Below are 12771 nucleotides of genomic sequence, written 5' to 3' on the forward strand. Positions count from 1 at the left end.
CATAATGATTGCGACTAAACCGCGCTGGATAAATGTATAAAAGTCTAGATGGCTAAAAAATTATCACTTTTATACTCGGTTGGCTATTAAAAGATAAAATTCATTGTGAAAAATGTCTATTTTCTCTGTTTTTAAATTTATTCAGCGGTGAGTTAACGCGCTGATATGAATTTAATTCATTAGCAATGTGAGTAAGCTTCGTTTGTGTCCCCAAGATCTGAGAGGTAATGTTTGGCCATCTAAACAGCTAAACGGATATTTACATCATGGCACGTATACATAACTTAGGTTTTCCCCGTATCGGCAAACGCCGCGAATTGAAATTTGCTATCGAGGCCTACTGGGCCGGCGATATTACTCAGGAAGAGCTGCGCCAGCGCGGTGCGCAAATCCGCCAAGAAAATTGGGCAATGCAAAGCGAGGCCGGCATAGAGCTTGTGCCGGTAGGCGACTTTGCCTGGTACGATCAGGTTTTATCTACCTCTATGCTGGTAGGAGCCATTCCGGCGCGCCATCAAAGCGACAGCAGCAATGCACTGGACACCCTGTTCCGTATCGGCCGCGGTCGCGCGCCAACGGGCTGCGCCTGTGCCGCCAGTGAGATGACCAAATGGTTTAATACCAATTACCACTATATTGTGCCCGAGCTAAGTGCCGAGCAGCAGTTTGCGCTGAGCTTTAACGAACTTTTTGAGCAGGTAGAAGAAGCGCAGAATTTAGGGCATAAGGTCAAGCCCGTGCTGGTTGGCCCGGTGACTTATTTGTACCTGGCCAAGTGCGCCGGGGAAGAGTTCGATAAGCTGAGCTTGTTGGAACGTCTATTGCCAGTGTATCAACAGGTGCTGGCCAAGTTGGCGGCACAAGGAGTGGAGTGGGTACAAATAGATGAGCCAATTTTGGCCTTGGAGCTGGATGCCCACTACCGCAGCGCTTTAACTAAAAGCTTCGCCGCCTTGGCAAATCAGGGCGTGAAGCTGCTGTTGGCGACCTATTTTGATGAGGTGAGCGCCTATCTGGAAGATATCAGTGAGTATGCCATTGATGGCGCCCATTTCGACCTGGTGGCCACACCGCAGAATATCGAAGCACTGGATGCGGCGCTTGGCGAGCAGCGGGTGTTGTCTCTTGGGGTGATCAACGGCCGTAATATTTGGCGCGCCGATCTCAGTGCCATCTATGAGCGAGTGAAAGAGGTTGCTGAGCGTCGTGGCGATTCGCTGTGGCTGGCGCCATCTTGCTCTTTATTGCATACCCCGGTGGACTTGGATCAAGAGCAATTGCTGGACGGTGAATTGAAAAGCTGGCTGGCCTTTGCCAAGCAAAAAGGCGAAGAGCTTAATTTGCTGAAAGTGGCTTTGGAGCGCAGCAACACGCAAGATATCGACACTTATAGTGCACCGGTGAAAAACCGTCGTACTTCAAGCAGGGTAAACAACGCACAAGTGCAGCAGCGTGTGGCTCAGTTAAGTTTGGATCACGGTCAACGTCGCAGCGAATTTGCGCTGCGTGCCGAAACACAGAAATCGGCCTTGCAACTGCCCTTGTTGCCGACCACCACCATAGGCTCCTTCCCGCAGACGGCGGACATTCGTAAGGCCCGTCGCGACTTTAAGGCAGGCGATTTGAGTGCCGAGGCATATGAGCAGCAGATGCAGGAGCAAATTCAATATGCGGTGCGCGAGCAAGAAGCATTGGATATAGATGTATTGGTCCATGGTGAGGCGGAGCGTAACGACATGGTTGAATACTTCGGTGAATTGCTCGATGGTTTTGCCTTTAGCCAGTTTGGCTGGGTGCAAAGCTATGGTACCCGTTGTGTGAAGCCGCCTTTGATTTGGGGCGATGTGTCTCGTGCTGCCCCCATGACCTTGCAATGGACCCAGTATGCCCAGTCGCTGACTGACAAGCATATGAAGGGCATGCTGACCGGTCCTGTGACCATTTTGTTCTGGTCCTTTGTACGCGATGATCTGGATAAACCGACTATTGCCAAACAAATCGCCCTGGCGCTGCGCGACGAGGTGGTGGATCTGCAGGATGCGGGCATCAAGGTGATTCAAATAGATGAACCGGCATTTCGCGAGGGTATGCCACTGAAGGCATGCCAGTGGCAAACGTATCTTGATTGGGCGGCCTATGCGTTCCGTGTGTCGGCCAGTGGCGTAGATGACAGCACGCAAATTCACACCCATATGTGTTACAGCGAGTTTAACGACATTATTGGCGCCATCGCCGCCATGGATGCGGATGTGATCACCATAGAGACATCGCGCTCTAATATGGAACTGCTCGATGCCTTTGAGCACTTCGATTACCCTAATGATATTGGCCCTGGGGTGTATGATATCCATACTCCGAATGTGCCCGAGGTCACATGGATCAAGGAGTTGATCCACAAGGCCGCAGCGAAAGTACCGGTTGAGCGTCTGTGGGTTAACCCAGATTGCGGCTTGAAAACGCGAGCCTGGCCGGAAACTCGTGAGGCCTTGCAAAACATGGTCATTGCGACCAAGGAATTGCGCCAGGAGTTAAGTGCCTAGTAAAAAGAGTCATAAAAGAGCGGACGTTATAAATGTCCGCTCTTTTTTAAGCCTTTCTCACCCTTTACTTTCACTGTCTTCCCCCCTAAGATCACACAAAATTTCTAGTGGATAAGCGCAATGACACATACCCCGCAACGTATTACCCTTACTCGTCCTGATGATTGGCACATTCACCTTCGTGATGGCGAACAACTAAAAGACACGGTAAGAGACGCCAGCCGCTATATGGGCCGCGCCATTATTATGCCTAACCTGGTACCACCGGCGACCTGTACCGATACGGCGCTAGCTTATCGTGATCGCATTATGGCTGCGGGGCCACAGGCGCATTTTGAACCCCTGATGGTGCTCTACCTAACGGATAACACCACGGCGGATGAAATTCGCAAGGCCAAGGCATCGGGTAAAATCGTTGCGGCTAAGCTGTATCCTGCCGGCGCGACCACCAACTCGGACTCGGGTGTGACCGATATCGAAAACATCTACCCTGTGCTTGAAGCCATGCAGGAAGTGGGCATGCTGTTGTTGGTTCACGGTGAAGTGACCGATTCCAGCATCGATATCTTCGACCGTGAAAAGGTCTTTATCGAAACCAAATTGAAGAAGGTAGTGAAGGACTTCCCTGAGCTTAAAGTGGTGTTAGAACACATCACCACCAAGGATGCCGTTGAGTTTGTGAGTTCGGCGTCAGCCAATGTGGCGGCGACCATTACCGCGCATCACCTGCTTTATAACCGCAATCACATGCTTGCCGGTGGTATTCGTCCACACTACTACTGTTTGCCTATTCTTAAGCGCAATACTCACCAGGAAGCCCTGATTGCGGCTGCCACCAGTGGTAACAGCAAGTTCTTCCTAGGTACCGACTCGGCGCCACACCTTAAGGACAAAAAAGAAGCGGCCTGTGGCTGTGCCGGTGCATATACGGCGCACGCGTCGCTTGAGCTCTATGCCGAAGCCTTTGAGCAGGCCGGTGCCCTGGATAAGCTTGAAGCCTTTGCCAGCCACTTCGGCCCAGATTTTTACGGTATGCCCCGTAATACGGACACAGTGACCCTAGTACGTGAGCCTTGGCAAGTGCCGCAAAGCTATCCGTTGGCTGAAGACAAGGTCATTCCTATTTGTGCCGGTGAAATGCTGAACTGGCAGGTGAAGGACTAAGGTCTATCCCGCCATGGTAAAAAAGCCCGATGTTTTGTCGGGTTTTTTTATGCCCGTAAGAACTGACCTCTAGGGTGGGGATGGGGTGTTGATCTGCGTCAAGCGAGTCGCACAGTGCGGGCGCGAGCGGACAATTGTCCTTATGATATAGAGTGGCTTTGACTAAGCTCTGGCGCTAAAATTAAGCACAGTCAGTGCTTCTCGCGCTATAACAAACAGGTGAAATAACCATGCACTTACCGACAGTGGACTATCAATCGCCGAACGCGCCAGCCGAATTTGTCGAATCGCTTCGCAATACCGGTTTTGGAGTGTTAACCAACCATCCGATCCCACAATCGCTGGTGGAGTCAATTTATCAGGATTGGCAGGCTTTTTTTAACTCAGAGCAAAAGCATGAGTTTCTTTTTGATAAACAAACTCAGGACGGTTATTTCCCCCCTGAGGTCAGTGAAGTGGCCAAGGGCTTTAAGGTTAAAGACATCAAAGAATACTACCATGTCTATCCTAAGGGCCGAGTACCAGAGCAACTGGAAGCGAACATTCGCGAGTATTATCGCTTGGCCAACGAGTTTGCCAGTGAACTGCTAAGCTGGGTACAAGAGCATGCGCCGGCGGATGTGCAGGCGAAGTTCTCTATTGACCTAAAAGACATGATCAAGGACTCGGAGCAAACTCTGCTGCGCATTTTGCACTACCCACCGATGACGGGCGATGAAGAGCCGGGCGCTATTCGTGCCGCCGCTCATGGCGATATCAACCTGCTGACCGTTTTGCCTGCGGCGAACGAGCCGGGTTTACAGGTACAAACCAAAGAGGGTGGCTGGCTGGATGTCCCTAGCGACTTTGGTAACCTGATCATCAATATCGGCGATATGCTGCAAGAGGCTTCTGGTGGTTACTTCCCATCGACCATACACAGGGTTATTAACCCAACGGGTAAGGCCTCGACCAAGTCGCGCATCTCGTTACCTCTGTTTTTGCACCCACGTCCGGATGTGGTGTTGTCTGAGCGTTACACCGCCGACAGCTATTTGCAGGAGCGTTTGCGCGAACTCGGCGTAAAATAACGCCCATAGAACAACCACAAAAAAGCCCGTTAAAAACGGGCTTTTTTGTTTTGGACTTGAATGCTTAGTTTATCAGCAAGGCGCATTAAGGAGCAGGAGGTTCACATCCAGTTTCTTATTTGATACGGGTTATTACTCTAGACTAGTCGCCTTGTTGAGCAAGCCATGGAAATATTTGGATGGGTGTCCCGATTTTTTCTCAATGGGAAAGTGGCTATTTGTGTATGTAGCTGGAGTCGTCCAGTAGAGCTTCTTGCTTTTACCAATATTGGCTACTATAACACTTTAGTAACAAATTAACTGCCTGTTGAAAGTTAATGGTTGTAGGGTGTTCGCGGGTATTTGGAATCAAATAATCTCAAGGATGATGATTAAATGTTTAATCTTGCACGCCTATATACTGTCTTAATTTTTCTCTTGTTTTCTTCTATTTCTCTTGCAGTTGCTGCGGAAGATGATTTGGAAGTTAACGTGGATTACACGGCTTTTCTAATTGAAGATTCTAGTGAGACAATTTATGTATCTCAGCTCGTAGACACCAATAATGAATACAAATATATTGATCATATTAACGTTGCACCTACAAATGGGGTCATTTTAATTGATCCAATCTACAAGCTACACATTACTTATACTCCTAATGCCGGATTTTGTGGCATTGATTCTAGCACTGTAGTGATAGAGGCATATGATGGCTCTGGCCCCTACAGCTCAATAGGAAACACAAATAACGACCCGAGTGTACAGGCAAAACCCCCCGTTATTATTGGCCCTTATCCAATACCAACATACAAACGGATTGAGTTTAATGTCGAATGCACAAACGATGCGCCAACAATTAGTCATATCGAGAATCAGAGCATCAATGAAGACAATAGTATTTCTGTAAGCTTTACAGTCGGTGATGAAGAAACCAGTGCTAATGACTTGGTCGTTTCGGCTGTAAATAGTTCGAATACTGAATTATTGCCTCTCGGAGCGGTAATTCTTGAAGGTAGTGGCTCGACACGCTCAATCTCGTTGACTCCAACGGCAAATCAATTTGGCTCATCGGATATTACCTTACGGGTTTCAGATGGTGAAGGATCTTTTCAGGATACGAGTTTTCGTTTAGATGTTACCAGCGTCAATGATGCCCCAGTAATAGTCGGCCCCAATTCAACTGAGTTGGCAATCAATGCACAAACCACACTAGATTTCCAACTGGATGATGTTGACTCGCCAATTGCGTCATTGTCTGGTTCAGTGAGTTCTTACAACGCGGCGCTGTTTGAGGCTCTTGAAGTTGCAGTCGCAGATGGAACCGCGCAGTTGAATATAGCCGCAGGTGCGTCTGAAGGTAGCACTAATATTTATTTAAATATCAGTGATCAAGACGGGCTTACGACTACTAAATCAATATTCGTACAAATACAAAGTGCGACTAACGAAGCCGCCGAAACCACTACTCAAGTACCAAATGATGCTGCCTTCGTGAATACATCGGCCCCTACTGTTAACTCTGTGGGTGCAATAAAAGGCTCAGCCAGTGTGAGTGGTGGTGCAGCAAAGTATCACATTCCTATTGCGACTCCCCCTGGGCGAGCGGGCATGCAGCCTCAGGTTTCTCTTAACTATTCATCTCGAAATGGCAATGGCGTAGCGGGAGTGGGTTGGGGGTTGTCAGCGGGATCCTCAATCACGCGATGCGCAGCTACAAACGCTCAAGATGGCTATTCCCACAACCCTAATTATGACGCCACTAAAGACCGCCTGTGCCTTGATGGAAGCCGGCTTATGGTTGCAACTGGAACATATGGCGCTTCAGGTGCAACCTATCGCACGGAAGTCGACTCGTTCGTACGGATTACTCAATATGGTTCGCTTAATAGCAGTTCAACGTGGTTTAAAGCCGAGTATAAGAATGGTCGTACAGCTTCTTATGGTAAGTCGTCCAACTCCCGTGTTGTTCACGGGGGGCAATCAGCCTCTTACGCCTGGCTGGTAGCGTTTGAGCACGATGCTACAGTGAAAAATTATATTCACTATGAATACCAAACTTACGGCCTTGGGGAGGTGTTACTCAAAGATATCACTTATACGGGCTATAGCGAAGTTGCTAAGGGGTGGCGAAAGGTTGTCTTTGAGTATGAAGCTCGTCCAGATATCCGCGGGAGTTATATTGCTCAAGGCCGAGTGTTAAATACCCAGCGTTTAGCAAGTATAGTGGCGCAGCACGCAAGCGACATACTTTATACATACACCCTGAGTTATGGCGACACCAGTTTATCAACTGAGCGGTCTTTGCTTAGGGAAATTGAGCAGTGCGCTCCCGGTGGGGCTTGTCTTCCCATTACCACCTTGAACTGGAATGAAGCACAAACGAAATACAGTTTTGAACCTATTGAGTTTAACAACAATGGCCAACAGCACGCGCCTGCCAATCGCCCATTTGTGGCTGACTTGGTGCCTCGTGGTGACATCAATGGTGATGGAACCCGAGATTGGCCGGCTTATGATGGAAATCAGGGTTTTTCAGCTAATGCTGAAGGGAATATCACCCACTTCACAACTGAGGAGTCGGGTTACTGCTTTAGGCCGCTGGTACAACGTGCCTGTCTGCTGATTTCAACCTTGATGGCAAAAGCGATCTCTTCACACTACCCGGCGGGTGGGGCGCGGAGAATTATTTACAAATAAAATTATCAGGGCAAAGCAATTGGATAACGACACCCATTTCGAAATCGACTTATCGAGAAGAGCCCATTGCTCTAGCTGATTTCAACGGTGATGGTTGGCCAGACTTTGTATATAGGCACCATGATGGTAGTGAATGGCAAACTAAAATCACTATCTTTTTCCATACGCAGAACCCGAGTGCACCATATAGCTTGAGTCAAACCCATGAGTTGATCGCAAATGCGGGATGGACTGGTGCAGGGTCTGTTTATAACTTTGTGAACTTACAATCGCTTGGCGACATGGATGGAAATGGCACAAATGACTTCGTGTTGTTCTCATCTGCGGGTAAGCGTACAGCATCTGTCCCGGATAAGTTGCTCTTAATTAGCCCTGACGGTCAAGGTGGGATAAATGTTAATGAGCAATCGTTTACGGGGCACTTCAATCACAATGACGCTGTGGCATACGGAAACATTGGTTTTTTCCATGACACCAATGGAGACGGGCTTCTTGATTGGATGAGTATAAATAATATCGGCAACCTGGCAGTGCGGATGAATACCGGTGGGGTTTTCGACCCAACGTGGCATGATTTAGGTATAAAACTACCCATGTACTTAAAAGGCTATTTGGCCTATCAGAACGAGCCAGACACAGTCATGTACCCCGTGTTAAGTCGAACATTTGCAATGGACTACAACTCTGATGGCGTACAGGAGCTAATGGTGGGTCGGGATGTTGTGGCCTCGGCGTGTTCACAGCAAAAACACTGGCGCTTGGAAGGCGGGCAGCAAATTTTAGCCAATGACTGGTTTTGTGATAATCAGCTCTGGAGTTTGGTACAAGGGCAGTACGACGCCTATATGTTGACAACCTTGCCAGGTGATGAGTTGGATGTGTCTGCGCGCCAATTTGAAGCGATTTCCTTCACTACAAACGCAAACTTAGTTCCATCGGCGCAAACTTTACAAACAGACATTATTGCAGCGGCCGGTCAGCATGCAGCCGTGGATGCAACGGGGGATGGATTGGTTGATGTGGTCACCACGTTTGAGTGTCAGCGCCCGAATTGTGTTTGGAATTTAGACACTGAAGGACTATCTAGCTCTACAGTACAAAATAGCAGCATTGAAAATGTACCTTACATTAACCGTAATTTAGGCAGTTGGCAGGGCGCTGCCAAAACGGCAAACCAGAACAACTATCAGAGCATTGACACCCTTTCCTCGGTGACAAATGGGGTGGGCTTTACTTCATCATGGAAACTTAAACCTTTGGCTTCCGGTAGGGCAGGGGCCGCGGGCTTTGCGCTATATGCAGTTGAGTCAGAAAATATCTCAGGGAGTGAGTTCAAGTTTTCTTCCAGCATGCTGGTAGTGAATGAATTTACGCAAGCCAATGGCATTGGCGGTGTTAAGACCACTAAATATTCATACAGAGATGCTGTGTTTAACCCTGAGGGTCGTGGTTTTATGGGCTTCAAAAGCATCATGGTCGAAGATGTAGACCGCGCTTTGGTAACGCAAACGGACTTTAAACAATCGTTCCCGTTCCAAGGCAAGCCTTATCGTCAAGCTGTGTTTAAACGCAGTGAGTTTAGTAATGGAGCACTGGGCGATAAAGCCACGGAGTGGAATGCCATAAACTACAGTCAGTTCGATTGGCAATTAAATGCGAGCAACCTAAATCACGTTTATCTATCCGGCAAGGAATCCCTTACCCGAGACTTAGCATCAAAAAACGAGTTGAGTCGTATTGTTGAATCTGTGTCGGCAATAGACCAGTACGGGAATGTGACCGAGAGAGCTCAAACTGTTTATGATGAGACGGGCGATACAACGACAACAACCAGCAAGGTATTTACATCCAACTTCACTACCTGGTGGCTCGACAAGTTAGATAGCGCAACGGTGGTAACCAGTGCGTTAAGTAACAGAGCCGTAAACGATCCGTTTAATGTTGTGGGGTTACCCGAATTAGATACAAAAACCTCGATCACCAATGACTATTCGCAGTATCACCCGAACAGAAAACCTCAAAGTATCGTTTTAACTGCGTCATCAGGTCGTGGCAATACAACATCATTGGCGTTTAATGACTACGGACTGCCGACAAGTAAAACTGTGAGTGCACAAGTGCGTGGCAGCGACGGTATTTGGGTACAAAGTAGCCGTAATTCGGAGCAATACACGTACTCAACCAATGGCACCACAGAGTCAGCCGATGGGTATTTTCCTTATAAGCTCCAAAATGCCAAAGGCCATATACGCTATCAACATACAGACCCTAAAACGGGCTTTGTTACAAAAACGCGAATTCAACTGCAAGGCTCTACATATCTAGAAACAACCAACACCCTGGACGCCTATTATCGCCCCTACAGCAGTGTTACTGATGGCCAACCGGTGGTGTACACTGCGGTACAATTGCCGGATGCTCAGGCGCCAAGTAACACTGCTCAGCAAATACTTAAGGTTTCCTCAGGGCAACCGACTCAAAAAGTCTATCAGGACAAACTTGGGCGGACCTTGCGGGTAGCAGTAGAAAGCTTTGACGGCAGCTGGGTGTTGACCGACACCGACTTTGATGGCCTTGGGCGCACGGTATTTGAATCGCAACCCTATTACAGTGACAGCACTCGCTACGGTGTAAGCTATTCTGGGTTTGACTCCCTCGACCGACCAACACAAAAAGTCACCAACCGCAGCTGCGGCGATATGACAACTACCTATGACTATGTCGATTTAGTTACGGATATTAATGTGCAAGAGGGGTGTTATGGGGCCGGTATTACAATGTCGCGCACTTATAACAGTCGTAAGCAACTCATTGAAACCATCGATGCAAAGCTTGGGATTACTCGCTACTCATACAATGGCCAAGGACTGCCTATTGTTATCGAAGATGCGAATCAGAATAGAATCACAGCCAAATATAATGCCTTTGGCCGCAAAGTGTGGGTGGACGACCCTAACCAAGGCACCTCCTCCTTCGCCTATAATGGCTTCGGTGAATTGCAATTAGAAACGCAGAGCACAGGCAAAGTGGTGAGCTACGTGACAGATGAGTTGGGGCGGGTAGTTAGCCGCTCAGCAACAGCCGAAGGAACGCTTAGTTATACCTACGACTTAGCCGCGTATGGCCTTGGCCAATTGCATTCTGAATCAGGCAATGGTGTAACCCGTACATATAGCTATGATGCGTTTGGAAGACCAACCACAACCCAGATATCCGGCGACGGTAAGAGTTACACTCTCACTAGTTTCTACGACGGTAATTATGGCCGCGTCAAAGCGCTTCGCTATCCTAATAACCTGACAATTGAGTATGGTTTTAAGGACAACGGTTACATCCAAAGCGTTAGCAACGCTGCAAACGGCTATGCATTCAGAACTGTGACCGCGCAAGATGTGTTTGGCAACATTGCTGCTGCTACCTTAGGGAATGGCCTATCTGAAAATAGCTTCCACTACAGCCAAGATAGCGCTATGGGTACCAAACAGGTAACTAAGGGTGGCAGTAATGTAATGCACCTGAATTACAGCGATTACGATGGGTTTGGAAATTTGCGTGCTGTGGATGTAACAACGGGCGCCATTGGTAACCAGCATACCTTTAATGAGAGATACGTTTACGATGACCTACATCGCCTAACATCCAATAGCGTCAATGGTATTGAAATAACTTCCTATGGCTATGACGCAATAGGTAATTTCACCAGTAAAAGTGATTATGCCAATCAGTATGACTACGTAAATGGTGCAAGTGGTGGCCCCAATGCGGTGAAACGTGTATTTAAAAATGGCGTGTGGGAGAACTTTAGCTACGACAACCGCGGCAATATGCTCAGTGGTGACACCCTAAGCTCAGCTTTGTACAACAGTTTGGATAAGCCAACACAGTTAGTGAAAAACGGCATAACCAGCAGCTTCGTGTACGGTCCTGACCACATGCGCTTTAAGCAATCCAACGGCAGCCGAGATACTTATTACGTTGATAAGCTTTATGAAGAAGAGGTCGAGGGCACTAAAACAACTTGGCGTGCTTACGTGGCCGATATTGCCATCGTTAGCCAGGCAACGAATGAAAGCGCTAAGGTTAGATACACCCACGCGGATAGATTGGGCTCAAACCGCCTATTTACCGATGGCAATGGTAACGTGCTTGCTGAGCGAAACTACGATCCATTTGGTAAGCCACGACAGCCAAGTGGTGGCCTTAAAACGCAAGCACGATTCAATGATATTGACGATGCTACCACCTATCGCGGCTTTACCGACCACGAGCACTTAGACGAGCAAGAGTTAATCCATATGAACGGTCGGGTGTACGATTATAACCTCGGCCGGTTCTTGAGTGTTGATCCGTTTATTCAAGGGCCAGGAAATACTCAATCAATAAATCCTTATTCTTACATATTAAACAATCCTATGGCAGGAATTGATCCAACTGGGTATTTGAGAGTTTGTGATACATTTTTAGTCTGCTCTACAGAGCAAATTAAAGATGAAAACTATAATAAGACAATTACGATTGGTGGCTCGAAAAATACTTCAAATGGTGAGCAAAACAGTAGTAGGAGCAATAAAAATACTGAGACGATGGACATCGGTTCTCCTCAAGACAAAAGTAATATAGAAGAATCACCCGGCCTGTACCATGTTGAGTGGAACACTGAATTAGATGCATGGGGAAATCCAGTTCCGGTAGATGAAGTGACAACGGAATATGCAGCAATTAATGGGATGCTTAACAATTTGGATCGTGCAAAAAGTTTAATGGGTGAGCATGTTAGACATGCCTACGGCAAAGATATCAATGAGTTCACTTTATTTCATAATCCGACAAAAGGGTTGGTGGCTGATAGCTGGGAAGCTTTGCGGGATAAAGTTGGCTTGACTACCGACATAACTAAACAGTTTTCTAGTGTTTTAGGCAAAACTCAAGCAAGTGGAATGAAAGTAAATTGGGTCGCCCATAGCCAAGGAGGGATAATATTTTCCGAAGCTGTTAGGTACAATGAGGGGAACTTATCAAATATGAGAGTTGCCTTTCATGCTGGTGGAAATAACAGATGGGTTACTAATCGGATACTAAAAAGTGCTAACGTATCAAATAAAGGATATTTGGATCACCCATATGATCCAGTGCCAGCGATTGGTGGTTTTAATACTTTAAACCCTATCAGAATTATTGGCTCTATTATGCAGTTGTACAATGTTGGGTATGGAACTCAACAAGAAAGCCCACATACGTTACCTTATAAGAAAGGAATCTATGAAAAATAGTTAGGAGGAGATTATGTATAGAATACTATGTTTATTTAGCCTAGCTAT

The 12771-nt window shown here is 47.4% G+C and carries 5 protein-coding genes; all 5 read left to right on the plus strand.

What is annotated here, in order from left to right; translation table 11 throughout:
- Positions 1-266 precede the first annotated feature (266 nt).
- The 5 genes from metE (at position 267) to C2M36_RS09925 (ending at position 12723) form a co-directional block, all read left to right on the plus strand.
- Positions 267-2540, plus strand: a complete 2274-nt coding sequence (gene metE / locus C2M36_RS09905; RefSeq protein WP_105254780.1) for a 5-methyltetrahydropteroyltriglutamate--homocysteine S-methyltransferase — start codon at positions 267-269, stop codon at positions 2538-2540.
- A 120-nt stretch (positions 2541-2660) separates the two neighbouring features.
- A complete protein-coding gene (pyrC, locus tag C2M36_RS09910) occupies positions 2661-3704 on the plus strand; it encodes a dihydroorotase (RefSeq protein WP_105254781.1) in 1044 nt (347 codons plus the stop codon).
- A gap of 230 nt (positions 3705-3934) precedes the next feature.
- A complete protein-coding gene (locus tag C2M36_RS09915) occupies positions 3935-4774 on the plus strand; it encodes an isopenicillin N synthase family dioxygenase (protein ID WP_105254782.1) in 840 nt (279 codons plus the stop codon).
- Positions 4775-5149: 375 nt separating this feature from the next.
- Positions 5150-7453 carry a SpvB/TcaC N-terminal domain-containing protein gene (locus C2M36_RS09920; protein WP_105254783.1) on the plus strand — a complete coding sequence of 768 codons (2304 nt, stop codon included), beginning with the start codon at positions 5150-5152 and terminating at the stop codon, positions 7451-7453.
- Positions 7369-12723: an RHS repeat-associated core domain-containing protein gene (locus tag C2M36_RS09925; protein ID WP_442792650.1), complete on the plus strand. Its 5355-nt coding sequence runs from the start codon at positions 7369-7371 to the stop codon at positions 12721-12723. Before C2M36_RS09920 ends, C2M36_RS09925 begins: the two co-directional genes overlap by 85 nt.
- Positions 12724-12771: the final 48 nt, after the last annotated feature.

The sequence above is a fragment of the Pseudoalteromonas sp. T1lg75 genome (genome assembly GCF_002964705.1).
GTDB lineage: Bacteria > Pseudomonadota > Gammaproteobacteria > Enterobacterales > Alteromonadaceae > Pseudoalteromonas.

Coding starts and splice junctions, on each gene's coding strand:
- C2M36_RS09915 (WP_105254782.1), top strand. CDS start 3,935: ATGCACTTACCGACAGTGGACTATCAATCGCCGAACGCGCCAGCCGAA.
- C2M36_RS09920 (WP_105254783.1), top strand. CDS start 5,150: ATGTTTAATCTTGCACGCCTATATACTGTCTTAATTTTTCTCTTGTTT.
- pyrC (WP_105254781.1), top strand. CDS start 2,661: ATGACACATACCCCGCAACGTATTACCCTTACTCGTCCTGATGATTGG.
- metE (WP_105254780.1), top strand. CDS start 267: ATGGCACGTATACATAACTTAGGTTTTCCCCGTATCGGCAAACGCCGC.